This is a genomic window from Crocosphaera watsonii WH 8501 (assembly GCF_000167195.1).
Taxonomy (GTDB): Bacteria; Cyanobacteriota; Cyanobacteriia; order Cyanobacteriales; family Microcystaceae; genus Crocosphaera; species Crocosphaera watsonii.
Window position 1 is genome coordinate 603131 of record NZ_AADV02000002.1, and the last position, 25396, is coordinate 628526.

Here is a 25396-nt window from a genome sequence, read left to right on the forward strand (position 1 = left end):
GTGCCTGTCACAAGCTAAAAGCTTGTTCCACGATTAACATGATTTCTACCTTTCCTCAAACAAATTCAGTTCATTTCTCACAGATTCGTCTAGAAATTCGTACCCTTCAGGCTCAATTAGTAGAATGGAGGCGTTATCTACATCAGCGTCCAGAATTGGGCTTTCAAGAAGAAATTACCGCCGATTTTATCCATCAAACCCTCACAAAAATTGGCATTCCCCATGAAACAGGTATCGCTAAAACGGGAATTGTGGCCACCATTGAAAGTTTTCATCCTGGGCCTGTCTTAGCTATTCGTGCTGATATAGACGCTTTGCCTATCTATGAGGAAAACGAGGTTCCTTACCGTTCCCTCCACGAAGGGACCATGCACGCTTGTGGACACGATGGCCACACAACGATCGCATTAGGGACTGCTTATTATTTGTGGAAACATCGTCGAAACTTCAAAGGAACCGTGAAAATTATTTTTCAGCCGGCAGAAGAAAGTCCAGGGGGTGCTAAACCGATGATAGAAGCAGGAGTATTAAAAAATCCTGATGTAGATAGCATTATCGGGCTACATTTGTGGAATAATCTACCTCTGGGAACTATAGGGGTTCGTAGTGGTCCATTAATGGCTGCCGTTGAGTGTTTTCGTCTCAACATTTTTGGGAAAGGCGGCCATGGAGCTATGCCTCATCAAACCGTTGATTCTGTGGTGGTTAGCGCACAGATTATTAATGCCTTACAGTCTATTGTTTCTCGTAACATTAATCCTATTGATTCTGGGGTAGTAACTGTGGGAGAGTTACACGCAGGAACGGCTTTAAATGTTATTGCTGATACGGCTAGAATGAGTGGCACAGTACGTTATTTTAATCCTGAGTTTGAGGGTTATTTTGCTCAAAGAATAGAAGATATTGTTAAAGGTATTTGTCAAGGGTACGGAGCCGACTATGAGTTAGATTATTGGCGATTATATCCTCCTGTGATTAATGATGAAAACATGGCTGATTTAGTTAAATCCGTGGCTTTAGAAGTGATAGAAACCCCTATAGGTATTGCCCCTGAATGTCAAACAATGGGAGGAGAAGATATGTCTTTCTTTTTAGAAGAAGTGCCAGGATGTTACTTTTTTCTGGGTTCGGCTAATGCTGAAAAAGGCTTAAATTATCCCCACCATCATCCTCGCTTTGATTTTGATGAAACTGTTTTGCCGTTAGGGGTAGAGATGTTTGTCCGTTGTGTAGAAAAATTTTGTGTTTAATTAGTTCCTGCCCTATCCCTACCCACCCCCACCCCTCCCAGGAGGGGAGCCAGAAAGGGAACTCATATTACTTGGATAAGCCAGAAAAGTTGATCAAATGGTATATCCTCAAAAATTATAACAGTTTTGAAATATTCAGAATTTCCTCTAGTATTCTTAATATAGCAATCAGTTATCAGTTGTGAGAATTAAGTGAATTATGATCCCCCCTAACCCCCCTTATTAAGGGGGGAACTGAAGGGGGTATCTCGAAGTTCTCATGAATCATTCCTGATTGCTATAGTTTTGATTTGAGACATATTTTTTTAACCCAGATTCCGCACTTCAAAATGTAGTATAAAAAAATACATAGTTTTAAAAAGTCCGAAAATCATACCTGGGCAAGAATATTTCTCTTTTCATTAAATTTTTAGGAAAAATAATCAAATTAAGAAGATTTATACTCATTGAAAACTTAGCAAGACTCAGCACAAACGAAGGAGATTTTCCTCTTCTCATTTGATATCATTAGACTCTTATTCTTTTATTATTTTTGCTTTATCCAATTCAATTTATAGATAATATCTTTGACAAGATGCAGGTAATAAACTCAATATAAAACGCCTTTCTTCTGTTAAATTGACAATTTGTTTAACTCCGTTTAAAATCACATAATGAATACCTTGAAAACATTGAAATATCCACCTCAAAGTCGGACGCAATGTTACTTTCCCTACTTGATTATTTATTCCTTTTTTGACTCTTTTTAAACAATTTCTTAATTCTCTTTGCCCCAAGTTATAAATCAACAAACACAAAGACATTAAAAATAACATTGTTTCTATTCTTTCTGGTTTTTCAACGAAGAAACTATCAGTAAAAAATAAGGGATCTTTCAAAAATCGAAATCCTCTTTCCGTAGATTGCTGGTTTTTATAAGTTATCAGAATTTCACTAGCTTCTAATTTATTTTCCTCTACTAAGTTAGTTGCTAAAATAAATTTTCCTGCTTCTTTAGTCTTTCTACTTATCTCTTCACCTTTTTTGATGATCAGACTAATCATTTTATAAATCTTTTCCTTTTTTTTCGAGTAAGTTTCAATCAGTTCAACTTCTTTTATTTCCAACAATCTCAATTTTTTATTAATAGCTTTTAATTTATATCGAGCAGCTTGAGGATGTTCAAATTCTTCAGATTGTATTTCTTTAAGAAATTTTTGGGATTTCTTCTCTTCTTGGGAAAGTTGTTTTTCTAGTTTTTCCAAATCACTTTTCTGTCTTTTTTCACTCAAGACTATTAACCAAGTTTGCTTGATTCCACCATAAGTAACAATTTCTTCTTTCCAGGTATAACTTTCTAAATTTAGGTCACTTCTTTTTTCTTTATCTTCATCTTTTACTTCTTCCACCTCTATATTTTGCACTAATTCTTTTGCTTTTTTTATGGTCATTGGAACTCTCGTTATCCATTTTAAATGTTGGATTAGTTGGAGATTTTCTTGACCATATAAAGCACTATCACAAACCATGATACTATCAAACTTTATTTGCTTTTTGAATTCTACTAAAACTTTTCCAAATACAGATTTATCAGATTCATTTCCATCTCCTACTCTCACAAATAATGGAATATCTCCATCTTGGCTTGTTATTAAATCCAAGACACATTGTTTTAAGTCTGGTCTATGATCCCGAGAATATCCTTTCTTAATAAAAATTGGTCTTTCTTTAATAATTTTTTCTTCTTCCTGTTTCTCTTTATCTTCTTCCCTTTTATATTCTCCATCTAAATGAAATGATGTGGAATCTAAATGGGATTATTTAAGGTCTATTTTTATTTTTTTAATTACTTCTAAAATTACTTCAATAAAAATATCATTTAGTCCATATTTATATAATTCATCCATTACTCTCCCAATTTTATCATCATTAAGGTAATCAGGTTTAATTCTTTCTCCTAACAATTTCTCAATGGCTTTATCTTGAAAAAACTGACTGAATAAATATAGAGGTCTTGAAACAAATCCTAGTCCATTGATTAAAATAGACTTAACTACTGTACCTGCTGAGATTTTTTCTCTAACATCTATTCCTAATTTATTATTAATTATTTTGACTATTCCTATTTCATCAATTAAACCAGCTACTATCCCTAAATGGTCTAAATTTTTAACTTGTATTTCTTCTAAATAAGACATTTTTCGCTCTTTTTTTACAGAGGAAACAACTTAAGCAATTATCCCACTTTTTTGTCTTCAAGAGCTTAAGCAATTATACTTAATTATTAACCCCAGGCTTGTAGTATTTAATGCTACTTTTTGAAGTGCGGAATCTGGGTTATAATGCCAGTAGATTGTTCCCTTTCCGTTAACCTGATAACGAATAATATGACAATTAGCTGGTGCTACTTTCCCTTCCCGTTCAATTTTCTTTATTTTCTGTTTAAGAGAGCGAATTAGACTCTTAATTTGTTTGGCTCTCAGGTGGACATCTTGACTGGTCTTAAGTTCGGAATGTGATGACATTAGCCTTAACTGTAACAAACAACCTTTTTTGATGTTAGCGTATATATTACGCTAATTTATAAGGTAATAAATTTTAAAAATGACCAAAAATGAAACGGCTACGTCTGTCGAGGAATTCCTGGTGTGGAGGTCTAACCTCTTCCAAGGACTAAAAGCTAGAAAAGAAACTATTATAGAATTACTCGATGCCCTCTCCAGTAACCAACAAGCTCACTCAGTCGTTGAATTGTCTCTCAATCCTTTATTTAGAAGAGATTATAACAGTTTATATAGAGGAATTCAAGAGTTTTACCCACTCAAACTGACCCTAATTATGAACAGAGAATTGAGACTTTATTTTCAGCGGTATCGAGAACAATTCCTCCCACTTCAAAACATTATAACTTATTTGGTATTGACACAACTCCCTGTCCACGACCGTTTGCCGAAACGTTAGCGGATAAAACCTTTATTCATTACCCCAATCCAATTAAGGGAAATAAACCCATTAATATTGGACATTGTTATTCCGTTGTCTGCGCTTTACCTGACCAAATAGACACAGAAAAAGTCCCTTGGGCTGTCCCCTTATCAGGAGAGCGAGTCCCCTCTAAACATAAAGGAGTAAATCAAGGCAATCAACAACTAAAAAAAATCTGGCAAAGTTCTTTATTTTCTGATAAATTATCTGTCTTAGTGGCTGATAGTGACTACAGCCAAAAGGATTTTATCGGGGAACAAGTTAAGCATGAAGACGTAGTTACTATTACAAGAGTTAGAAGTGACCGAGTTTTTTATCGTCAATTTATTCGGGACCCAAATCAAGCCAAAACTTCGGGACATCCCCGTTGGTATGGGGATAAATTTGACCTTAAAGATGACCAAACTTGGACTGAACCTGATGAAGTTCATCATGTTCCCTTTACAACGAAAAAAGGTCGTCAATTAACAGTGACTATTTCGGGATGGAAATAGATGTTAATGAGAGGAACTAAAAACTATAAAATGAACAATCACCCCTTTACTTTACTCCAGATTGTTGTCAGAGATCAAGAAAGAAATAGTATTTGGAAACCTATGTGGCTTATTGTTATTGGTTCTCGGCGCGATGAGTTAAGTTTAGTTGATTGTTATCAGTGTTATCGACAACGTTATGACATGGAACATCTTTTTCGATTTGGTAAACAAAGATTATTGATGACATCTTATTTAACTCCCGATGTACATCATGAAGAAAATTGGTTTAAACTAACACTTCTTTCTTATGTAAATTTGTGGGCTGCCAGAAAATTAGCTGTGGTTTTACCCCGTGATTGGGAACAGTATTTGAAGACTAATAAATCCATCAAAATCACCCCTAGTCTAGTTCAAAGAGACTTTTCAAGAATAATTACGACCTTGGGGACTTTCGCCAAATTTCCCAAACGTCGAGGTTTTTCTTCCGGACGTATTAAAGGTTACAAAAAAGCCCCACGAACTCGTCATGATGTTATCAAGAAAGGGAGCAAAAAATCAACTGAAAACTTAAAAGCTCCTTAGTTTTCCTCAGAATCTATAGATTAGCCCTATTTGTCAGCCAATTTTATTGACTGATACAGAGCCGATATTTTGGGATTTTAGTTTAGCGTAAAATATACGCTGACAAACTTTTTTTGTCCAAAGTCCAAGAATTTGAGAGCAAGGAATTAAAACCTTGTTCTACTTGTTATACTGAATTTCTGTCACTAAATAGGGGATTCCTATTGACTCAATTTTTCAATTTTGATAATCATTATCATAGTAAAAACAATTCCCTTTAGTCTAAAATATTATTGATTTCTGAAACTAGCCATTTTTTCTCTTTTTGAGTCAATAATAATCCTAAATATAAACTTCTTTTCTATTTCCTAAAGTTGGGTGATTATAATTAGACTTTAAAGTTATTTACGTTTTCTACTGGGTAAGTTGTCATCTGAACCTATTGACTGACTACGTAAACTAAAGGGGGGATCTTTAGGAGATCATGAATCATTACTGACTGCTATATATCCGTAGGGGTGAACGGCCGTTCACCCCTACAAGATAAACATCTTTAACTAATTAATAATCCACCCCAAGCAAGAAATAAAGAGAAAATAATCGCTGCGATCGCCTGTTTACCTAACAATAATAAGGCAAATCGAGAAGATTTTTCCTGCATAATGGTTAACAGAGTAACTAAACAAGGCAACAACACTCCTGCTAAATAAACCCCAGTCAAAACTTGTAATGGGGTCAACATAGCCAAGGTTTCTGGTTCCGCAAACAGCAATAATCCGTCTTTACGAATGGAAGCTAAAACAATAGGCAATGAAGCTTCAGGAGGTAGATTAAACCATCCCATTAAAGGATTGATAATATTAGCTAAAGTTGCAATCACTCCCAACCAATTCAATAGAGAAGCAATAATCGTAATAATTACAAAAATGGGAATCGCATTGAACAAAAATTGCTGAATAGTTGACTTAGCTTCGCGCCAAATAACCGACCAACGGGGAAATTCTAAAAATGCTCTTCCTTCAATTACCAGGGCATTTTGAGTCGACTTTGCTGTGGAAGAAGAAATGATGCGAGTATATATTAAAGTAGTTGCCGTTAGGTAAAGTAAGTAAGGAACTACTAAATAAGTTAAATTAGCAGCACTAAACACCCCTAAAGTTGCACCAAACTGATAGGAACAAGCCGAACCAAAAGCGATCGCTGAAATACAAGTTCCTCTAGAACAACTAGAACAGCTACGAGTGTTAATTACCGCAGGAACATTACAGCCAAACCCCATAATTACCCTTACTAAATCTCTTCCCGATAACCCGAACTTACGCAGTAAAGGATCAAGAGTAATCGTAATCCGTTCGACCAAACCACTAGCTTTATATGCACCCAAAAATAAAGCATAAAGAACTACTGTTGGCATTGCCCAAATAAACAGTAACGGCCCCATAGTTACCAGTCCATACTGCCCTATCAATATTTCTCTTAACCAGATCGGGAGTTGTGATAAAGGTTCAATAATTGAAGCGATCACCCCTTGCATTACCGGGTCTACTATAGTTGCAAAGGAGTTAGCCCCCCAAACAGCAATTATGGCAGGAATGAGTAATAAGGCGATCGCTACTAACCAGCCCAGGTTCCGATGTTCTAGCAGCGTCGGTTGGGGTTGAATGTGCCAACCGGCCCTTTGAGGAATCCATTCTATGGGAAAAGTATGAGATTGTCGTAGAGCCTCTACAATAAAGTTTTGCTGTTGTGCTGTCAGGTAGCGAGCATCTACAGTTAAAATGCTAAGGTTAGAGGTTTTGCTCCACTCACGGACCACTTTTTGATTGTGGGTAGTCGAGAATAGCTTATCCCAAAAAGTAATCACCACAATACCCCGTTTATCTGCTACCAAGGGTAATAAGTCTGCTAAATCTTGATCTACGTCAGTTGCCTTGACTACTAATAACACGGTGTCATTTTCTTGCAACTGTCTCAAAGCTTGCCTAGTTGTTACGGTGTCGGAACGATAAAGAATTCCAGGGGTATCAATAAAAGTATAGGCTTCAGATTGATAAGTTTCGCAAGCTATTGTAGAGCCACGAAAATTGTCACTATATGCAGATTTGCCCGTTAGAGAGGCAATTAGTTGGGACTTGCCTGTATTTTCTTTGCCAATGACAACAACACAATCCTGCTCTATTTTTGATGGCGTAAAAATATTCATTCTTCAATGTAAACACTATATCATGGTGATTAGATGGAAAAAATCCTTACAATCAATACTTGGGTAATAATGATTTTTACTATTCTTGATATAAGGAGTTATGACACAGAAAATTTATCACACACTTGTTGGTCAATTCGCCTCACTCCCCTTTCGTAAAATTATTTGGATTGTGCCTGTGGCATTTACTTTCCACGAGATGGAAGAGTGGAACATAATGCCCTGGCGGTTGGATCATTTCTCGAATGCGACTGTGATTTCAGATTTAGCATTGCGCACTTGGTTGGTGTTTATAACTTTGATCGGATTCCTGTGGACTGGAATTGCCTGTCTTCTGCCTACTGTTCGTGCAACTGGACTCATGGTTTTCCCCTTTTTCGTGATGATTCCCTTTTCCGTGATGATTCCCTTTTCAAACTCTTTGCAGCACGTATATTGGCAATTCACCTTTGAAGGCTATGCACCGGCCTTTCTTTCCTGTGCAATACTTAATATCCCATCAGTTTTACTGGTTTCCTGGCACGCTGGCCGCAACCGACTTGTCAATCCAATCTTCTTGGGAACATTGTTCGTCCTGGCAATACTGTATCTGCTGGGTACAATCCTTGAAAGCCAGAAAGAACCAGCATTTTTTCATGAGATTCTAACTTTTAGTGCCTGGCTAGCAGATCACCTATTTGGAGTTACTTGAACCCATTATTATAGATTGGGACTGCGATAACGATTTTGTTCAACAAACACAATCGTTATCGCAGCAAGAAAGGTCATCTAAAAACAAACCTTCTTTACGATAAACTTCCAAGGGAGTAGTGTCGATGTCCAGACGTTGGGCGATCGCATTAACTACCACAGCAAATCGTTGCCGAAATTTGTAAATAAAGCAAAAAATCAACTCCCCGTGACGTACCGAAGGCCCTACGACAAATAATCCTGGAGTTACGGTAGACTCATCTTCTTGAGTCAATGAGGCATAGCCGTTTGACCAATCAAACATAGGAGCAATCTGTTTTAAACTGGTATCAAAACCTGTACAGAGAATCGGTGCTGTAGAAGTAAACCACTTTTCATACTCACTCTCTACCACATATCCATTTTTCACAGCCTTAACTTCTTCGATCTGCTTGTCGCCAATTAGTTCCACTCGACCCATAGAATAAGCTATTTCTAGACGCATTAAGCTATAGGGAGACAAGGAAATACTGGGGTCTGGATCTAAGTTTGACCAGCTACTGTTGCGGTCTAATAACTTGACTTTTTTCCCTAATGCTGCTAGGTTTGAGGCTGCATCTACACCGCTTTCATAGCCCCCGATAACCACAAATTCATCTCCATCAAGATCGGACCAAGAACGTACTTGAGAATTATGAATACATAAATCTGCACCTGGAAAGGGGTTTAAATGAGGATATTGGAATTCTCCTGCTGCCCAAATTAGAAACTGCGATCGAAACTCACCTCTATTGGTTTGAATAACAAACCCCTTACATTGAGGTAAAGCTTCAATTTTTTCTACATTCGTCTCGGTTTTTATGGGAAGTTGAAAATACTCGACGACAGTCTCCAAATATAAGGCATAATCTTTCCCCGAAAGATGTTCCTTTCTAAACGTGAGGGCGGGAGAAGTGTTTAAAACTACTGAATTGAGATCAAGGAGTCCAAAACCATGACTGGGAAACGATGGCGTTATGAATCGCATTTCTTCTGGCCAACGACTAAAAGAAGCTCCCACTTCATGCCGTTCTAAAATAGCAAAGTTTTCAATTCCTAAATCTTTTAAGACTACCCCACAACCGATTCCAGCAGCCCCAGCGCCGACAATGATCACATCAAATTGGGGATTCTTGGTATTCATCAGCAGACAACCTCGAGATACTTTTTTCAAAGAATGATAACCATTATCATTTTAGCCTTTAATGAGTTAATATACAAACAGAATGTATATCAACCGATAGAATGAATCTACCTGTTGATTGCTTTCTTAATCCATAAGTTGACTACAGGAACAATTATGCAAATAGTGGACAAAAAGTCAGGAAATAATGACACAATGAATGCAACCAAACAGGGCTTACCTGTAACAGTTATTACCGGGTTTCTGGGAAGTGGAAAAACAACACTTCTTAACCATATTCTAACCAATCAAGAAGGAATAAAAACAGCAGTTTTAGTGAATGAGTTTGGAGAAATTGGCATTGATAATGAGTTAATTATTGGCACTGAAGATAATATAGTGGAACTCAACAATGGCTGCGTCTGTTGCACAATTAATGAAGATTTAGTCGAAGCGGTTCACAAAATTTTAGATCGTCCTGAGAAGGTAGATTATCTGATTGTTGAAACCACAGGTTTAGCAGATCCGCTCCCAGTTGCTTTAACGTTTTTGGGAACAGAATTAAGGGAGATGACTCGTCTAGATTCTATCGTTTCTATGGTAGATTGTGCTAATTTTAGCCTTGATTTATTCAACTCTGAAGCAGCATTGAGCCAGATTACTTATGGAGATATTATTGTTTTAAATAAGACTGATTTAGTAGATGAAGGTGAGGTTGATTCTTTAGAAAAGAGAATTAGAGATATTAGAGAGTCTGCTAGAATTTTGCGGACTAAGAAATCTCAAGTTTCCTTGCCTTTAATTCTGAGTGTGGGATTATTTGAATCTGATAAATATTTTGAGCATCAAGAAGTTGAAAATCACCATGATCACGACCACGATCATCATGATCATGACCACGATCATCACCATGATCACCATTCCCATCATTTAGAAAATGATGGTTTCACCTCTATTTCTTTTGAAAGCGATAAACCTTTTTCTATCCGAAAATTTCAATATTTTCTAGATAAACAACTCCCAAAAAATGTTTTTCGAGCTAAAGGTATTTTGTGGTTCGATGACACTGACAATCGCCACATTTTTCATCTCAGTGGTAAGCGGTTTAGTTTAGAAGAGGATCAATGGAAAGGGACTCCCAAAAATCAATTGGTTTTCATTGGACAAAATTTGGATGAGGATACACTATATCAACAGATCGAGCATTGTTTGTCCGTACAACCTTAAAATTCTCCAATACAAGATGGGAAGGCAAACTAGCGTACTATTCCCTCTCAGATCGGTGACTCGCCGATTTTCTTTTTGACAAACATTCTAACGTTCACTTGAATGTTGTGATCATTTGTGATAACATTCTAATATTGGTTTGAATAAATGAATGAAGGAAGGTAAACCATGAGTACAGCTACCATGACTCAAATGAAGTGCGCTTGCCCTTCTTGCCTGTGTATTGTGAATATCAGTGATGCTGTGGCAAACAATGGACAATATTACTGCTGTGATGCTTGTGCGAATGGACAGCCGAATTGTCCAGGTTGCTCCCATGATGGATGCAACTGTCAAGCCTAATTCGATTAAATTGAGGGTTTTTCTAAGATTTAATTGGCAAAACCCTTTTTCTCGCCATAGTAAACAGTTTTGAACTCCAAGCGGTCACGCAGTGCCTCGCCTTCGGCGAGACCGCTATTGGGACTATAAAGGGTATAAGTAGCCTTTCCGGGTTCTCTGCCCACATTTCCTACCCCTACAACCCTTCTTTTGGGTGCAGTCATAGTTTGCATGGGTTGCTGACTATCTAAAGTCATCACCGAACTATTTACCGAACCGCCTTGTAGTACATATTCAAATACTTGGCCGGAACGACCACAAAAAAGAGAATTGGCCTCTACTCTTTGTAAACGGTCGAGCATTTGCCAGGGTGGGGTTTCAGGGGTTAACTCATCGCTAACACCAACACTGCTGCCGTGAATTAACAAACAATCTAATTGAAGGAAGCCAAAATGACGGTTGCGTAACCATTGTACCGTTTCACGGGATACAGAATCCCAAAGAAGTTTTACGGTTTCCATCCCAAAGCGATCGATTAATTCTGTGGGTTCTGTTGTTGAACCCACAGCGTGTAAAGCAAAGCATTGTTCTTCCCACCAACCTACACATACTTGGGGTTGTAATTCTCCAGGTAAAGGGTTTTGAATTCGTTTAATTACCTTTTCGCTATTGGGGTTTGCTGCGATGAATTAGGGGTCGAAGTGGTAGTCACCTACCACGACTCCCAGTCCGAACCGTGCGTGAGACTTTCACCTCACACGGCTCTCGGCAATTAGTCCCTTGTCTAGGGTACTGTTAATACATCGTCTTTCCATTCATAGCCATTATAAGTGCCAATCATAGAGGTAGTCATTTTTGCTTTTGGCCTCATGACAGTGACGATGTAGAGCTTGAAGATTGTTGTATGTATCCAAACCACCTTTCGATTTAGGGATAATGTGGTCAACTTCTATCAAGTCTTCAGGTGTGAAGTGTTGCTTACATTGAGGGCATATACCTTTTTGTTTCTTTAAGAGTCTTGATACTCTAGCTGGTGTCCCGGTATATGTTCCCCGTCTTTTACTCCAGTAAGTCCAGTTTCCGTCATAAGGTGATGCGTCAGGTTTAACCAATTGATGTCTCTTTATTTCCGTTTCGGCATGATAGTAGAGGACTGCTTCTTCTGTTTGAAACGTCCATTTTCCGTACTTTCCGTATGAGAAATATTTTCTAAGGGCTTCATACAATGGTGTTTTTTTCTTTTTCCTGTTAACTGTCCAAGCTCTTAGCATATTCCATAGTACGTTGTTTTCGGATGCAAATGTTTCCTTACTTGCGACCGTTCGATAGTAGTTACACCATCCTAGTATTATGGGATTTAATCTTGCGATTAATGCTGCTTGTGGGGCTTTTTTATTGTCTTTAATGACCTCTTTTAAAGCCTCGTGGTGAGCTAGTATTGTTCGGTAATAACTAATTAAGTTATGTAAACTTTATTAGTTATTGCTTTGTTGGGTGTTGTTTTACCCATTCGACCTTCGTATTTACCCCTTTTAAAGAATGCGCTCTAGGCTTTGTTTTCTCTTCGGAGGGTGATTGGTCATTTAACCTTTGGATTACCTTTTAAAAGGCTCTTGAACGAGCTACACGCTGTATCCTTGTAATGTACTTGGATGTCAGCTTTCTAGCTCAACGAATCGCACTATCCCATTACTATTATGGAATAACTGCTGCTTTATTAATGATTTTTTCCTTAGCTATTGTGAAGGACATTTATAAAGATAAGTCAAACCGTTGGAGAAATGCTCATATTATCCTTAATTGTTTTGCCCTTTTATTATTTATGGGACAGGGTATCACAGGAGCTAGAGATTTACTGGAAATTGGCAAATATAAATTAGGAAGATGAGACGGGGTGTAGGGTTAACAATTAACAATTAATAATTGTGAACCCACCCCAGTCCCCGGTGTCTCCCTAGCGGATATATTCTTTGAGAATACTATTGCGGTTGGGATGACGTAACTTCCGTAACGCTTTGGCTTCGATTTGACGAATGCGCTCACGGGTAACGTTGAAAATCTGGCCGATTTCCTCTAGGGTTTTCATCCGTCCATCATCCAACCCATAACGTAACCGCAAAACATCTCTTTCCCGAGGACTTAAGGTATCGAGAACATTCTCTAAATCTTCCCGTAGCAGGTTCTTAGAAACTTCATCTTCTGGGGTTTCACCATCCGCTTCAATAAAATCCCCCAAACGGGAGTCTTCTTCCTTCCCGATGGGGGTTTCTAGGGATATGGGTAGTTGTGCTGATTTAGCGATGAAACGTAACTTCTCAATGGTCATTTCCATGCGAGTTGCAATTTCTTCCTCAGTGGGTTTGCGACGCATTTCTTGGGAGAGGAGTTTTGTCGTTTTCTTGATACGGGAAATAGTTTCGTAAAGATGAACCGGAAGGCGAATGGTGCGAGATTGATCGGCGATCGCTCTGGTAATGGCTTGACGAATCCACCAAGTGGCATAAGTAGAGAACTTATACCCCTTTTCATGGTCAAATTTTTCCGCCGCACGAATCAAACCTAAAGAACCTTCTTGAATCAAATCTTGGAAAGATAAACCACGATTCATGTATTTTTTGGCGATGGAAACCACCAAACGGAGATTAGAGTGAACCATTTTATCCTTGGCTCTGCGTCCGAGATATAAGCGACGCTTAAACTTCGGCAGATAAGCCTTGGACTGTTGTTTCCAAGTTTTTTCTAAGTCTGAGATGATTTCTGCCTTGTTCAGTTCAGCAACTATATCAGACCATTTTGGTTCTTTATTTTTTTGAGAGCAAAGCCTTTGCTCAATATTTTCCCATTGAAAAATTCTGTGGCCCCATTGATCGTCGTTGGGTTCTTGATCGAGTTCTTCCCATAATGCTTCTCTGATACGCTCTAGTTGCAGTAAATCAGCAATTTTTCGAGCCAGTTCGATTTCTTCTTCTGCTCTTAAAAGTCGAATGCGACCTATTTCTTGCAAATAAACCCGTATCGAATCCTCGGTGTAAGGTTTTTTCTTACTGGGATCCCGACGACGAGAAGCACTTATCTTTCGCGTTTTCTTGGTTTCTGGTTCAACAATATCATTGCTAGGTGTCTCCAAATCTTCGTCTATAAAGAACGATACTTCTATCTGAGATTCAGTAAGGGTTAATAGGTCGTTAGCCTGCGTCATGCCGTTTTCCTCTTGCTCCTTCGATGCAAAATTAGAAATGATTGTCAATTATCAGTTGAGTTAGTTGGGTAAGTCTTCGCCAACTGTTTTTGGGATAGAGTTAATTTTCCTCGGTAGTGCGAGATTAGAGGTATATCTGACTATGGGTGCTTGTTCACTCCATTGTCACCAAAACCTCACAATCCTCACTCAAGAAAATTAAATACCTATCCGATTGTAGCCTCGATTACTAAAAATCGGGGAGAGTTTTTGCTTTAATATCATCAAGATTGTGTGAATCTTGACTCAAGTTAGCCTAAATGCAGGGTCGAACAGTTTAACTTACCGTTTAAACCTTCTACTATTCTAGGCCGATTTTCCCCCAAACATTAGGTAATGATCAGTTTGGTTGATTAAGCAAAAGTGGTACTTTTGTTTTTTAGAGAGAGTGCAATTTAGTCCTTTTACTCATACGTTAGCAAAGTTTTTGAGCTATCGATCTCTTTAAACCTAACAAACAGCAATTAAATATCAAAGTTTGATGACTCCTTGAGCATCTCAGACCTTGTCGCTCACCGCTTTTAGTCTCATACAAATTCAATTGTCCATTAACACTGACCAGTTAGCGGTTGAAATCCACTGTATAATAGGAGAGTTAAGGAAAGATTGACCTAATTCTCCTGTTTGACCTAAGCTTTGTAGTCTGGTTCCATGATAACTAAATAAAACTAACAAAAAAAGAATCTGATAGTTTGAATTTTTAATTATTTTTATATAAGTATTTGATAAATCTTTATTTCTAATGATTTCTTGTATGAGATGGAACACTAAAGTTAAAAATATAATAAAAAGAACAGGTCCAAATAAGTGAAAATTGATAGCTTTTGAGATATTTACTCTCGCGATCGCCTGAAACGATCGGGTTAGTCCCCAACCAGGACAAGGTATCCCTAAATAAGACAATAATGGACATCCTGGTAAGGGGATTTTTAGCCCAAAATTAATTACATAGCTTACTAAAATTGGAATTAACAAAATTAATAATTGAATGATTTTTGCTGTTCTTTCTTGAGCCGATAAATGCTTAAATTTTGTTGGTTTTTTAAAGAGCATTTTCTAGAAAAAATTTTAGTGCCGACGACTAAATAAATCTTGACCAAAACAAGTTAAATAAATAACCAGTGTCATGAACTGTTGAAAAAAAACTAACTGAATAGTTTTTCTGAGAAAGTTAACTTCCGATTGAGAATAAGCAGCCATTGATCCCCCTGCTAAGACAGCAATAAGAATCAAAAAAATGATCTTTCTGTATTTCAATTTTATCATAAATAACCTAACTATAGTAATTAACCATAAGCGAAATATCCCAGTATTAAAACACTAAAGCAAGGCATTAGTAGTAATAACCAAGGGGATTTATTTATCTTTTTGCAAATATTTACCCAAGCAATAATTAATTTAATAATTGCAGCAATATTCACGCAAGGGATACAAGCTAATATTGTCCACAAGAGTGGATTTTCTTCATCTCCTGCTTGAAAATTTGCATAGGTTCCCAAAATAGGAATAAAAGCAAACCACGGGTTCTCAACCCCACATTTTTCATAAATCTTAAAACAGAAAAAAGCCCCTGCGAAATAGATAATAATAGAAATTATATTTGCTAATGCAGAAGAGCCATCGGAACCCGATGAAGATTGCGCTAAAATGAAGATTGCGCTAAAATTAAGGGTAACATTCTTTTAAATCTCTAATTAATCTTTGTAACCCCCACATAGTAAATGTAATTCATGGTTATATTCTGTAAAATTTATCTTCTCTAAAGATTCAAATAGATTAACCGTGAATATGGCCATTAGGCATAATTGCCCCCCGTAAATCAGCATTAGTTAAAATCGTTCCTGTTAAATCTGCATCCCTTAAATTACTATTAACTAAAATCGCATTACTAAGGTCAGCATAACTCAAATCAGCACCTTGCAAATTGGCTTTTGTTAAATCAGTGGGAAAGGGGGATCGATAGGGATCAGGTGTTAATTTTGCCCTGCATAATCTTGCCCCTGATAAATTTGTTTGATACAATAAGGCTGAACTTAAACTGGCATAACATAAGTCTGCTTGGCTTAAATTTGCCTGTCCTAAATTGGTTCTTCTCTCAGAAGTCGGGCGCAAATCTACTTCATATAAAATAGCCCGCAATAATACTGCCCCTGTTAAGTTGGCCCCACACAAACTAGCTTTGCTCAAATAAGCATCCGTTAGGTTAGCGTCAACCAGTTTTGCCCCACTTAGATCCCCATCTCTTAAGATGGCCTCAGATAAGTCTGCATCTCTCAAGTCAGTACCCCAGAGAATGGACTCACTTAAGTTAACTTTTTTAAAGTTGGCTTGACAAAAAATACTTTTTCCCAGCCGAGATTGTCGTAAATCTGCTCCTTGAAAATCTACAGCCGAAAGGTTAATATCAGTTAAATCTGCCTCTCTGAGAACGATATTATGAAATTTTCTGGCTCCTAAATTATATTTATTCAATAATTCTTTTAATTCCATCATTTATTTACCTGTTTATTCTCTTTTGATTGTAGTCTTAATCGGGTTGAAACTAGAGGTTCCTTTGACTTCATTTAATTTACAACTATTTAGGAATATGAGAATATAGCATTAATTAAGGTATAATTAAGAACTATAATATGTCCACATAGTTGGTTACCTAGATAACAATATGGCAAAAATGACCACCTCGAAATACCCCATAAAAGCGACATTCTTAAAAAACGAGGAGATTTGTAGCTTACCTCCTGCTGCTTTGGCCATGGTTGCTGATTTTTTTAAAGTCTTATCAGAAATGAGTCGCTTACAGATCATTTGTTCTTTAAAAAATGGGGGAAAAAATGTTTCTGAAATTATTGAAATTACCGAGTTGGGACAAGCAAATGTATCTAAACATTTAAAAGTATTAACCCAAGCAGGTATTGTGACTCGAACTCAAGAAGGGGTTAATGTTTTTTATGCGATCGCTAATCCTTTAGTTTTTTCTTTATGTGATCTTGTTTGTAATTCTATCGCTACACAATTAGAACAGCAAAATCAACAATTAGAATCCCTAAAAAGCTTTAAAAAGTTATTTTAGTTTTTCAATAATTGTACGTTACCAGATTTCACTTAAGTCTCAAATAAACTTTAGCACAGTATTTTATTCTGAGAATATTTGACCATGATTGAATATTTTTTTCTTTTGTAAACCCTTATATTATCTTATTTGTTTAATTATTAATACACTCAAATAAAAACAGATGAAACTAAATAAAATAAAATTAATCTTAGGAATTTCTGCTTTAACTATTGCCATCCCATCTTTTGTCTTATTTACCTATTATACTCTTTTAGATTGGTATTTTTTAGATAATGTTACTCAGGAAATTATGAAAAATAAGGATAAAATAAGTGAAAGAAAAATGAATTATTTATTATCTAGAGAATTATCTCATCGCATTAATGTCACTGCTACTGGAACTTGGACTTTAATGACTGCTATTATTGGTTTACAAGCTGTATCTTTAATCACTACTAATGATGATAAAAGTTAAATAAACTTTAAATCATTTACCCTCAAAAAATTTCACTTAAATCTAAAATAAACCCTGGTAAAACATCTTCTCCTGATAGGTTTTGAGGATGATTTAATATTTCTTTTTCTCGCCCTAATCTATATTGGACTTTGGATAAAAAACAATTGTTAGCGTAAATTTTACGCTAAACATATCTCCAGAGCTAAAATAGAGAATTAAGGTGATTTTAAAAACTCTCTTTCCATCTTTTTAGGGGATTTTAAATATTAAATAGCTTCATTCAGTTTCGGTTCCAATATAGATATCTAAGTAGCTTTCAGTTAGAGATTGAATGACTCGTTCTAATTCATCAATGAGATTTCTTCTAGTGAGTTTTTCTACAGCATCAATATGAGCAGAACTTCCGGCTCGTCCTAAATATTTATATTTGGTTTTTTTCTCATTATTAGTGGCCATAGGAAAAATTGATTCAGCAGCCTGTAGTTTATAATACCAGTAGATTGTTCCCTTTCCATTAACCTGATAACGAATAATATGACAATTAGCTGGTGCTACTTCCCCTTCCCGTTCAATTTTCTTTATTTTCTGTTTAAGAGAGCGAATTAGACTCTTAATTTGTTTGGCTCTCAGGTGGACATCTTGACTGGTCTTAAGTTCGGAATGTGATGACATTAGCCTTAACTGTAACAAACAACCTCTTTTGATGTTAGCGTATATATTCCGCTAATTTATAAGGTAATAAATTTTAAAAATGACCAAAAATGAAACGGCTACGTCTGTCGAGGAATTCCTGGTGTGGAGGTCTAACCTCTTCCAAGGACTAAAAGCTAGAAAAGAAACTATTATAGAATTACTCGATGCCCTCTCCAGTAACCAACAAGCTCACTCAGTCGTTGAATTGTCTCTCAATCCTTTATTTAGAAGAGATTATAACAGTTTATATAGAGGAATTCAAGAGTTTTTACCCACTCAAACTGACCCTAATTATGAACAGAGAATTGAGACTTTATTTTCAGCGGTATCGAGAACAATTCCTCCCACTTCAAAACATTATAACTTATTTGGTATTGACACAACTCCCTGTCCACGACGGTTTGCCGAAACGTTAGCGGATAAAACCTTTATTCATTACCCCAATCCAATTAAGGGAAATAAACCCATTAATATTGGACATTGTTATTCCGTTGTCTGCGCTTTACCTGACCAAATAGACACAGAAAAAGTCCCTTGGGCTGTCCCCTTATCAGGAGAGCGAGTCCCCTCTAAACATAAAGGAGTAAATCAAGGCAATCAACAACTAAAAAAAATCTGGCAAAGTTCTTTATTTTCTGATAAATTATCTGTCTTAGTGGCTGATAGTGACTACAGCCAAAAGGATTTTATTGGGGAACAAGTTAAGCATGAAGACGTAGTTACTATTACAAGAGTTAGAAGTGACCGAGTTTTTTATCGTCAATTTATTCGGGACCCAAATCAAGCCAAAACTTCGGGACATCCCCGTTGGTATGGGGATAAATTTGACCTTAAAGATGACCAAACTTGGACTGAACCTGATGAAGTTCATTATGTTCCCTTTACAACGAAAAAAGGTCGTCAATTAACAGTGACTATTTCGGGATGGAAACAGATGTTAATGAGAGGAACTAAAAACTATAAAATGAACAATCACCCCTTTACTTTACTCCAGATTGTTGTCAGAGATCAAGAAAGAAATAGTATTTGGAAACCTATGTGGCTTATTGTTATTGGTTCTCGGCGCGATGAGTTAAGTTTAGTTGATTGTTATCAGTGTTATCGACAACGTTATGACATGGAACATCTTTTTCGATTTGGTAAACAAAGATTATTGATGACATCTTATTTAACTCCCGATGTACATCATGAAGAAAATTGGTTTAAACTAACACTTCTTTCTTATGTAAATTTGTGGGCTGCCAGAAAATTAGCTGTGGTTTTACCCCGTGATTGGGAACAGTATTTGAAGACTAATAAATCCATCAAAATCACCCCTAGTCTAGTTCAAAGAGACTTTTCAAGAATAATTACGACCTTGGGGACTTTCGCCAAATTTCCCAAACGTCGAGGTTTTTCTTCCGGACGTATTAAAGGTTACAAAAAAGCCCCACGAACTCGTCATGATGTTATCAAGAAAGGGAGCAAAAAATCAACTGAAAACTTAAAAGCTCCTTAGTTTTCCTCAGAATCTATAGATTAGCCCTATTTGTCAGCCAATTTTATTGACTGATACAGAGCCGATATTTTGGGATTTTAGTTTAGCGTAAAATATACGCTAACAAACTTTTTTTATCCAAAGTCCAATCGGGACAATATCCATAGTTTTGATTTAGTTAATGCTTTTTATCACTTTTATCAAAACCCCAGAGTAGCAGAGGTTTATAACATTGGAGGTAGTCGTCATAGTAATTGTTCGATGTTAGAAGCTATCCAACATTGTGAAGCAATTAGTGATAAAAAACTCGATTGGAAGTATGTTGAAACAAATCGCATTGGGGATCATGTTTGGTGGATTAGTGATGTTCAAAAATTCAAAAATCACTATCCCAGTTGGGAATTAACCTATAATGTTATCGATATTCTTAAGGAAATTTATCAAGATAACATAGAAAGATGGGTATAAATTTCTTAAAAAATGCTACAAATAAAGAAAACATTAAGATTTATGGTCTTTTTATCTAAATGTCAGAAAATGTTGACAGAAAGGAAAATCATGGATAATGTATGAAGTTTAAAGTCGTTATTTTTAACTGGTAACTGCTAACTGGTAACTGATATTTAAGCGACTTTAATCAACACTTTTTCTCCACTTCGTTTCACAGGATAAGCTTCTAAAAACATTCCTGGAGATGTGAGACATTCTCCAGTTTCTAAGCGATACTTAAACCCATGATGTAAACAGGTTAAAACACCGTTTTCTACTTCTCCTGTATCCAATGGCATCGCTAAGTGCATACAACTGTTACGATAACCTTTGATTATGTTATTTTTTCTGACTAAAATTAACTTTAACCCTTCAACTTCTAAGGGTAAAATTCCTCCATTGGGAATCTCATCTACTCTAGCTAAGGCAACCCAACCAGCGTCTTGTGAAGTAGCAAAAGGACTATCAATTTTTTCTCCTGTATAAGTTACCGTATGATTAACAGAAATAACCTTGGTAATTTCAGGACAGTAGGTTTTTATCGCTTGTTCAACACCCTGTTTCATGGTTAAAGTAGAAGCAGGACAATTACTACAAGTTCCCACTAATTGAACTTCTACAGTATCCGGTAATTTGATGGCAACTAATTCTACGTCACCGTGATGACTTTTCAACCCTGGCCTGACGCTTTCTAATGCTTGTTCGATACGTTTTTCTAGGGGAGGTGTGGGGGGTTTAATTAAGTCGTGATAGCGCAGAATTCCATAAACTAATTCATCTTCTACTGCCTCACGTAAAGCAGGTAAGGCTTCTTTTTTAACAGTTTTAATGAGACGAGTTAAAGCTTCTTTGTGTAAGCTTTCAATAGCTTCTTTTAATCTTTCTACTACAACCTGTTGATTCTTATCCCATTGAATTACTATCTGTTCATAACGTCCAATTTCTGCAATTAGGTCTTCTAAACTTTGTCTTTTTTCTGTTGTTAATTGTGTCATTTTTTTATTATTATTTTAACTAAAAATATTCTGGGGAAGTAGGGTGGGCAAAGTTTAAAAAGATTATCATGTAATCAAGAAATTTTTTTTGCCCACCTTAAAACCATTAATTATAGCATTACGAATTATGGTCAGGACTTTATACAGATTAAGTCTTTACTAGGAATAACAATTATCAATTATCCACTGTCCATTTTCCATTATTTTTGTCCTGCTAAATTTACTTCATTTTCACATCTTTGAGTAAAAATGGCATCATCATTCCTGTTACTAGACTAGAAACGGTAATCACAAAAGCAAGATTTAAGCCCATCTCACCTAAGCCAACTAATAACAAAGATCCAATCAAAACCCCCAAAGTTAACTGACGATAAAAATAACCAGGGTTGCGGAATAATTTACCTTTAAAAAATAACTTTGCTGAGTACCAAGCTAAATCTAACATAATCAAAAACTCCTAGACAAATTTGAGAACAACTAAACCAATAGCAGCCACAGGAAGCACTCCTGCCGGACCGAATAAACCCCCTAAAATGGCTGCTAATTCATAGCCTAAATCTTTTCCAGCTAAAAGAATGCCACCGATCGCCCCGGCAATCATAGAAATAAAACCAGCAAAAAATAACCAAAAAATTCCTGTAATGATAGTAATTTCTCCCGTTACTACATTAGTCAAAAAATCCTGAATACTGGGATTATTGGCGACGTATGCGATCAAATCGTTCATAGATACAAGTCTCCTAATATTAACTAGAGTACAAACTTTTTCATCTCAATATTATGTAGCGTTATTGAGAAAATGCTGCTATTTCTCTGTCGATGTCTTGTAACATTTCTGTGACAATATTCACCCGTTCCCATTGTCCATAGTCCCCGAATATTTGTTTAGCTTCTTGATAGTAAGCTTGGGATTGTTTTAAATTATTGGGGTTTCCTGCTTCTGGGTGTTCAACATCATCCGGTAAGTTAAACAAAACATTGGCTTTATTAGCAATAGTATTTGCGTATTCCATGGGCGTATCTTGTCGGCTTCTTACCTTCAACGCCTCATCATAAGCTGCTAATGCTTTCAAATTATTGTCAATGGGATGGGTAGTATTAAGATACTGTAGGGCGTTGGCTAAATTATTTTGTAGCATGGCGTATTCACTAGGATGATCGATCAATGTCACCCATTTCAAGGCCGCCTCAAATGACTGTACTGCCATACCTTGACGCATTTTTTCCTGATCGGGACTCAATGGTAAAGACAGATAAGCGATCGCAATATTGTTCTGTAAAATAGCAAATTCTTGGGGATAACTTTCACCAGTGAACACTTTCGCTGCCTTTTGATAAGCTTGGATGGCCTCTTGCATGGTAGCCTGGCGGAAGTTAACCAAACCCTGTAACACCACCCCTAAGTTCATTTGCGTTTCTCCTATTTCTTCAGGGGAAGCGTGTTCTTCTAAAATAGGCAAAGCGGTTTCATAGGCGGTTTTAGCCTCTAATAATAATTCTGCTCCTTCACTGGGAATAGTCCTTAAAGCTGTCCCCATCCCCGATAAACATCTAGCTTTCAATAAAGGCAGATCAGGGGTGGCTAATTCTAAACCTCTGCGGTAAAGTAAAACAGCATCCTCTAGTTGTTGGCTATTTTTGGGTTTCTTTTGCAACCCGGCCGCCATTTCTATCAACATTTCCACTTTTTCCGCTAAAGTAGCTGTTTCAGACTCGATCGCAGCTAGGGCAGCCTTTACATTGGCATCACTAATAGTCGGTGTCACGGTATTAAATATAATTGATAAGTGTTCGCGAAAACAACTAACAAACCTTTGTATACTGGTTCATTAATTAGAGATTGTTTCTAGACTGTACAAGCAGGATGCTGATGTTACAGTTTTTTTATGATTATCTGTCCTACTCAACTCTATTTAAGCAATAGGTTCATGACTTGTTGATATTTCTTGCTTTTTTCTTAAGATTAGTCTCAGAAAACGTTGTTTTGATGGGAACCAAATAGGTTTGTCTAGGGCAAAGGTAGGTTTGATGAAGCAGTGGCACAAAATATCTAATCATTACGTCTATGAGTTTGAACGAAATTTTTCGCTCAGTCCCCATATTCGATCTTTGATTTAGGCTTGTGCTAAGCCGATGGGAAGTATGGGGTTAGCAAAAAGCAGGACTTGTGTTATCTTAAAAGGAACGAGCATATTTACAAGGTACGGTGAAGAATTTTATTCACATACAGGACCTTCTGCCCGACCTGCAATTATCTATATCGATTTATTGCTTTTACTGAGGAATTAGTAAGCCAAAGTCTTACAATTCGGTGTGGACACCACCTTTCTCGGTAACACCTTTAATCGGTGAAAAAGAATCCCCAACTATAATCTAAGATTTAGTTGGTGGAGTGTTCAAACAAGGGAGACTGCGCCATGACCACCCTATTGCGTAACTGTTGGTATGTTGCCTTACCTGGAAAAGACCTTAAGCCAGGCAAAATGGTGCATAGGAAAATGCTTGGTGAACCCGTTCTTATAGGACGACGTAAAGATGGACAAGTGTTCGCCATGCGTGATATTTGTCCCCATCGGGGTATCCCTCTACGGTATGGATGGATGGAGGGGGAAGATGTTTGTTGCTGTTATCATGGTTGGAGATTTAACACCGAAGATGGTGGTTGTCGGGAGATTCCGTCTCTAACAGAACACGATAATTTAGATATTAGTCGCATAAAAATTCCTACCTATGCCTGTCGGGAAGTACAAGGACATATTTGGGTTTATTTTGCAGAGGATAGCAAAAAAGAAGTAGATCCAGCGGATATTCCCCCTGTCCCTACCATTCCTGACTTTGGTAAAATCGGCCCAGGGGTTTCAGAAACTATCCATTTCGCCTGTCACATTGACCATGCTATCATCGGGCTGATGGACCCGGCTCACGGTCCCTATGTTCATAGTTCCTGGTGGTGGCGTAGCGGCCCTCGTAAGTTCCGTGTCAAGGAAAAACAATACGAACCGGTTTCCCAAGGGTTTCGTCTTGTTCCTTATGATATGCCTGTGAGTGCGCGACCTTACAAAATTCTGGGTGATAATGTTTCTATTGAAATCGTTTTTGAATTACCCAGTGTCAGGACAGAAATACTAAGAGGCGATCGCTATTCTGCTTGTTTATTAACTACGATCACCCCCATCGATGAAACGCAATGTATTGCTTTTCAGAGTATTTATTGGACAATTCCTTGGATGGGAGTGTTTAAACCTTTATTAAGTCTGTTAACCCGTAAATTCTTGGCACAGGATCGAGATGTGGTCATTCAACAACAAGAAGGTTTGGCTTATAATCCTTCTCTAATGTTAATTGATGATGCCGATACTCAAGCTAAATGGTATTTTCGCATTAAATACGAATATCAAAAAGCAATAGCGGAAAATCGACCCTTTAAAAATCCTATAGAACCAAAAATCCTACGTTGGAGAAGTTGAACTTTAAGATCAGTAAAAAACTATACATATACCTAATAAAAGTAATCATTTAACTATGTTTGGAACTCAAAAAATTGAACCAAAAGAAGGCCAAGAGTCCGTTTGGGATTATCCTCGGCCACCCCTTTTAGAACCTTGTAATAAACATATTAAAATTATCTTTAATGGTGTCACCATCGTTGATACAAAAAAAGCCTATCGTGTCTTAGAAACATCTCATCCTCCCTCTTATTATATTCCTCCCGAAGATATCAAAATGGAATATGTACAACCTAGCCAACAACAATCTTTTTGTGAATGGAAAGGAGCAGGAAGTTATTACACCCTAAGTGTTAAAGATAAACAAGTGGTTAATGTTGCTTGGTATTACCCCAACCCTACCCCAGAGTTTACCGCTATCAAGGATTATGTTGCCTTTTATCCTGATCCGATGGATGAATGTTTAGTGGATGGGGAAACCGTGACACCGCAACCAGGAAACTTTTACGGAGGATGGATCACTTCTGATATCGTCGGACCATTTAAGGGTGGGCCTGGAAGTTGGGGATGGTAAGTGTGGGAAGTGGGGAGTGGAGTGTGGGAAGTGGGGGAGTGTGGGGAGATGGGTTAACTTCACAAAAGCTTTTGATTCAACGCCTTGTTTTAAGATTACAATTCGGTCAATGCCGATATTATTGAGAAGTTGGATTAGGAAT

The 25396-nt window shown here is 37.0% G+C and carries 23 protein-coding genes and 5 pseudogenes; 12 read left to right on the top strand and 16 right to left on the bottom strand.

What is annotated here, in order from left to right:
- The first annotated feature begins 38 nt into the window (after positions 1-38).
- Positions 39-1250 (top strand): M20 metallopeptidase family protein, encoded by a 1212-nt coding sequence (locus CWATDRAFT_RS06470; RefSeq protein ID WP_007304253.1) that lies wholly within the window; start codon positions 39-41, stop codon positions 1248-1250.
- A gap of 551 nt (positions 1251-1801) precedes the next feature.
- Here the strand turns inward: CWATDRAFT_RS06470 and CWATDRAFT_RS06475 are convergent.
- Both CWATDRAFT_RS06475 and CWATDRAFT_RS06480 read right to left on the bottom strand, forming a co-directional pair.
- A pseudogene (locus CWATDRAFT_RS06475) lies at positions 1802-3427 on the bottom strand (IS1634-like element ISCwa1 family transposase).
- Between the two features lie 126 nt (positions 3428-3553).
- A pseudogene (locus CWATDRAFT_RS06480) lies at positions 3554-3754 on the bottom strand (hypothetical protein); the annotation flags it as partial.
- Between the two features lie 79 nt (positions 3755-3833).
- Here CWATDRAFT_RS06480 and CWATDRAFT_RS38290 point away from each other — a divergent pair.
- A pseudogene (locus CWATDRAFT_RS38290) lies at positions 3834-5272 on the top strand (NF041680 family putative transposase).
- A 532-nt stretch (positions 5273-5804) separates the two neighbouring features.
- On the opposite strand, the gene CWATDRAFT_RS06490 reads toward CWATDRAFT_RS38290, so the two are convergent.
- Positions 5805-7454, bottom strand: a complete 1650-nt coding sequence (locus CWATDRAFT_RS06490) for a nucleoside recognition domain-containing protein (protein WP_007304259.1) — start codon at positions 7452-7454, stop codon at positions 5805-5807.
- Positions 7455-7554: 100 nt separating this feature from the next.
- On the opposite strand from CWATDRAFT_RS06490, the gene CWATDRAFT_RS06495 reads away from it, so the two are divergent.
- Positions 7555-8145: an HXXEE domain-containing protein gene (locus CWATDRAFT_RS06495; RefSeq protein WP_007304260.1), complete on the top strand. Its 591-nt coding sequence runs from the start codon at positions 7555-7557 to the stop codon at positions 8143-8145.
- 39 nt (positions 8146-8184) lie between these two features.
- On the opposite strand, the gene CWATDRAFT_RS06500 is transcribed toward CWATDRAFT_RS06495, so the two are convergent.
- A complete protein-coding gene (locus CWATDRAFT_RS06500; protein ID WP_007304261.1) occupies positions 8185-9306 on the bottom strand; it encodes an NAD(P)/FAD-dependent oxidoreductase in 1122 nt (373 codons plus the stop codon).
- Positions 9307-9462: 156 nt separating this feature from the next.
- Between CWATDRAFT_RS06500 and CWATDRAFT_RS06505 the strand changes: the two genes are divergently transcribed.
- Both CWATDRAFT_RS06505 and CWATDRAFT_RS33060 read left to right on the top strand, forming a co-directional pair.
- Positions 9463-10512, top strand: coding sequence for a CobW family GTP-binding protein (locus CWATDRAFT_RS06505; RefSeq protein WP_007304262.1), 1050 nt, complete (start codon positions 9463-9465; stop codon positions 10510-10512).
- A 192-nt stretch (positions 10513-10704) separates the two neighbouring features.
- On the top strand, positions 10705-10854 hold the full coding sequence (locus CWATDRAFT_RS33060) for a metallothionein (RefSeq protein ID WP_412093205.1): 150 nt from the start codon (positions 10705-10707) through the stop codon (positions 10852-10854).
- Positions 10855-10883: 29 nt separating this feature from the next.
- Here CWATDRAFT_RS33060 and CWATDRAFT_RS06510 read toward each other — a convergent pair whose 3' ends face one another.
- Together CWATDRAFT_RS06510 and CWATDRAFT_RS42110 are read right to left on the bottom strand one after the other, a co-directional pair.
- Positions 10884-11399, bottom strand: a complete 516-nt coding sequence (locus CWATDRAFT_RS06510; RefSeq protein WP_007304263.1) for a hypothetical protein — start codon at positions 11397-11399, stop codon at positions 10884-10886.
- A 258-nt stretch (positions 11400-11657) separates the two neighbouring features.
- Entirely contained in the window at positions 11658-12290 is a 633-nt protein-coding gene (locus tag CWATDRAFT_RS42110) for a group II intron maturase-specific domain-containing protein (RefSeq protein WP_459538828.1), read from the bottom strand.
- A gap of 224 nt (positions 12291-12514) precedes the next feature.
- On the opposite strand from CWATDRAFT_RS42110, the pseudogene CWATDRAFT_RS06520 reads away from it, so the two are divergent.
- Positions 12515-12721 (top strand): annotated as a pseudogene (locus CWATDRAFT_RS06520) (DUF4079 domain-containing protein); the annotation flags it as partial.
- Between the two features lie 66 nt (positions 12722-12787).
- Here the strand turns inward: CWATDRAFT_RS06520 and rpoD are convergent.
- From rpoD to hetL, 4 genes are all read right to left on the bottom strand, one after another.
- Positions 12788-14071, bottom strand: coding sequence for an RNA polymerase sigma factor RpoD (rpoD, locus tag CWATDRAFT_RS06525; protein WP_268742207.1), 1284 nt, complete (start codon positions 14069-14071; stop codon positions 12788-12790).
- 537 nt (positions 14072-14608) lie between these two features.
- The gene (locus tag CWATDRAFT_RS06530; protein WP_007304267.1) at positions 14609-15124 is read right to left on the bottom strand and encodes a DUF2752 domain-containing protein; all 516 of its coding nucleotides are present in this window, start codon (positions 15122-15124) and stop codon (positions 14609-14611) included.
- A gap of 233 nt (positions 15125-15357) precedes the next feature.
- Positions 15358-15726, bottom strand: a complete 369-nt coding sequence (locus tag CWATDRAFT_RS41310; RefSeq protein ID WP_042711225.1) for a DUF5684 domain-containing protein — start codon at positions 15724-15726, stop codon at positions 15358-15360.
- 121 nt (positions 15727-15847) lie between these two features.
- Positions 15848-16561, bottom strand: a complete 714-nt coding sequence (gene hetL, locus CWATDRAFT_RS06545) for a heterocyst differentiation pentapeptide repeat protein HetL (RefSeq protein ID WP_042711285.1) — start codon at positions 16559-16561, stop codon at positions 15848-15850.
- Between the two features lie 172 nt (positions 16562-16733).
- Between hetL and CWATDRAFT_RS06550 the strand changes: the two genes are divergently transcribed.
- Positions 16734-17141 (top strand): ArsR/SmtB family transcription factor, encoded by a 408-nt coding sequence (locus tag CWATDRAFT_RS06550; RefSeq protein ID WP_007304269.1) that lies wholly within the window; start codon positions 16734-16736, stop codon positions 17139-17141.
- Positions 17142-17304: 163 nt separating this feature from the next.
- The gene (locus CWATDRAFT_RS06555; protein ID WP_007304270.1) at positions 17305-17598 is read left to right on the top strand and encodes a hypothetical protein; all 294 of its coding nucleotides are present in this window, start codon (positions 17305-17307) and stop codon (positions 17596-17598) included.
- Positions 17599-17620: 22 nt separating this feature from the next.
- On the opposite strand, the pseudogene CWATDRAFT_RS39430 reads toward CWATDRAFT_RS06555, so the two are convergent.
- Positions 17621-17722: pseudogene (locus CWATDRAFT_RS39430) on the bottom strand (Uma2 family endonuclease); the annotation flags it as partial.
- Between the two features lie 134 nt (positions 17723-17856).
- Complete coding sequence (locus tag CWATDRAFT_RS06560) at positions 17857-18252, bottom strand: hypothetical protein (protein ID WP_007303072.1); 396 nt, start codon at positions 18250-18252, stop codon at positions 17857-17859.
- A 79-nt stretch (positions 18253-18331) separates the two neighbouring features.
- Between CWATDRAFT_RS06560 and CWATDRAFT_RS06565 the strand changes: the two genes are divergently transcribed.
- Both CWATDRAFT_RS06565 and CWATDRAFT_RS31595 read left to right on the top strand, forming a co-directional pair.
- Positions 18332-19771, top strand: a complete 1440-nt coding sequence (locus tag CWATDRAFT_RS06565) for an NF041680 family putative transposase (protein WP_007304271.1) — start codon at positions 18332-18334, stop codon at positions 19769-19771.
- Positions 19772-20011: 240 nt separating this feature from the next.
- Entirely contained in the window at positions 20012-20218 is a 207-nt protein-coding gene (locus CWATDRAFT_RS31595; protein WP_007304272.1) for a hypothetical protein, read from the top strand.
- Between the two features lie 155 nt (positions 20219-20373).
- On the opposite strand, the gene CWATDRAFT_RS06575 is transcribed toward CWATDRAFT_RS31595, so the two are convergent.
- The 4 genes from CWATDRAFT_RS06575 to CWATDRAFT_RS06590 form a co-directional block, all read right to left on the bottom strand.
- Positions 20374-21234 carry a NifU family protein gene (locus CWATDRAFT_RS06575; protein WP_007304273.1) on the bottom strand — a complete coding sequence of 287 codons (861 nt, stop codon included), beginning with the start codon at positions 21232-21234 and terminating at the stop codon, positions 20374-20376.
- A gap of 220 nt (positions 21235-21454) precedes the next feature.
- On the bottom strand, positions 21455-21679 hold the full coding sequence (locus tag CWATDRAFT_RS06580; RefSeq protein ID WP_007309638.1) for a hypothetical protein: 225 nt from the start codon (positions 21677-21679) through the stop codon (positions 21455-21457).
- A 12-nt stretch (positions 21680-21691) separates the two neighbouring features.
- Positions 21692-21961, bottom strand: a complete 270-nt coding sequence (locus CWATDRAFT_RS06585) for a hypothetical protein (RefSeq protein WP_007304275.1) — start codon at positions 21959-21961, stop codon at positions 21692-21694.
- 61 nt (positions 21962-22022) lie between these two features.
- Positions 22023-23000: a tetratricopeptide repeat protein gene (locus tag CWATDRAFT_RS06590; RefSeq protein ID WP_007304276.1), complete on the bottom strand. Its 978-nt coding sequence runs from the start codon at positions 22998-23000 to the stop codon at positions 22023-22025.
- Positions 23001-23651: 651 nt separating this feature from the next.
- Between CWATDRAFT_RS06590 and CWATDRAFT_RS06595 the strand changes: the two genes are divergently transcribed.
- On the top strand, positions 23652-24701 hold the full coding sequence (locus CWATDRAFT_RS06595) for a Rieske 2Fe-2S domain-containing protein (RefSeq protein ID WP_007304277.1): 1050 nt from the start codon (positions 23652-23654) through the stop codon (positions 24699-24701).
- Positions 24702-24756: 55 nt separating this feature from the next.
- Positions 24757-25254 carry a DUF427 domain-containing protein gene (locus CWATDRAFT_RS06600; protein WP_007304278.1) on the top strand — a complete coding sequence of 166 codons (498 nt, stop codon included), beginning with the start codon at positions 24757-24759 and terminating at the stop codon, positions 25252-25254.
- Positions 25255-25396: the final 142 nt, after the last annotated feature.

Coding starts and splice junctions, on each gene's coding strand:
- CWATDRAFT_RS06585 (WP_007304275.1), bottom strand. CDS start 21,961: ATGAACGATTTGATCGCATACGTCGCCAATAATCCCAGTATTCAGGAT.
- CWATDRAFT_RS06565 (WP_007304271.1), top strand. CDS start 18,332: ATGACCAAAAATGAAACGGCTACGTCTGTCGAGGAATTCCTGGTGTGG.
- CWATDRAFT_RS06495 (WP_007304260.1), top strand. CDS start 7,555: ATGACACAGAAAATTTATCACACACTTGTTGGTCAATTCGCCTCACTC.
- CWATDRAFT_RS06500 (WP_007304261.1), bottom strand. CDS start 9,306: ATGAATACCAAGAATCCCCAATTTGATGTGATCATTGTCGGCGCTGGG.
- CWATDRAFT_RS06595 (WP_007304277.1), top strand. CDS start 23,652: ATGACCACCCTATTGCGTAACTGTTGGTATGTTGCCTTACCTGGAAAA.
- hetL (WP_042711285.1), bottom strand. CDS start 16,561: ATGGAATTAAAAGAATTATTGAATAAATATAATTTAGGAGCCAGAAAA.
- CWATDRAFT_RS31595 (WP_007304272.1), top strand. CDS start 20,012: ATGTTAGAAGCTATCCAACATTGTGAAGCAATTAGTGATAAAAAACTC.
- CWATDRAFT_RS06490 (WP_007304259.1), bottom strand. CDS start 7,454: ATGAATATTTTTACGCCATCAAAAATAGAGCAGGATTGTGTTGTTGTC.
- CWATDRAFT_RS06560 (WP_007303072.1), bottom strand. CDS start 18,252: ATGTCATCACATTCCGAACTTAAGACCAGTCAAGATGTCCACCTGAGA.
- CWATDRAFT_RS06530 (WP_007304267.1), bottom strand. CDS start 15,124: ATGCTCTTTAAAAAACCAACAAAATTTAAGCATTTATCGGCTCAAGAA.
- CWATDRAFT_RS33060 (WP_412093205.1), top strand. CDS start 10,705: ATGAAGTGCGCTTGCCCTTCTTGCCTGTGTATTGTGAATATCAGTGAT.
- CWATDRAFT_RS06555 (WP_007304270.1), top strand. CDS start 17,305: ATGAAACTAAATAAAATAAAATTAATCTTAGGAATTTCTGCTTTAACT.
- CWATDRAFT_RS06575 (WP_007304273.1), bottom strand. CDS start 21,234: ATGACACAATTAACAACAGAAAAAAGACAAAGTTTAGAAGACCTAATT.
- CWATDRAFT_RS06505 (WP_007304262.1), top strand. CDS start 9,463: ATGCAAATAGTGGACAAAAAGTCAGGAAATAATGACACAATGAATGCA.
- CWATDRAFT_RS06550 (WP_007304269.1), top strand. CDS start 16,734: ATGGCAAAAATGACCACCTCGAAATACCCCATAAAAGCGACATTCTTA.
- CWATDRAFT_RS06470 (WP_007304253.1), top strand. CDS start 39: ATGATTTCTACCTTTCCTCAAACAAATTCAGTTCATTTCTCACAGATT.
- CWATDRAFT_RS06600 (WP_007304278.1), top strand. CDS start 24,757: ATGTTTGGAACTCAAAAAATTGAACCAAAAGAAGGCCAAGAGTCCGTT.
- CWATDRAFT_RS06580 (WP_007309638.1), bottom strand. CDS start 21,679: ATGTTAGATTTAGCTTGGTACTCAGCAAAGTTATTTTTTAAAGGTAAA.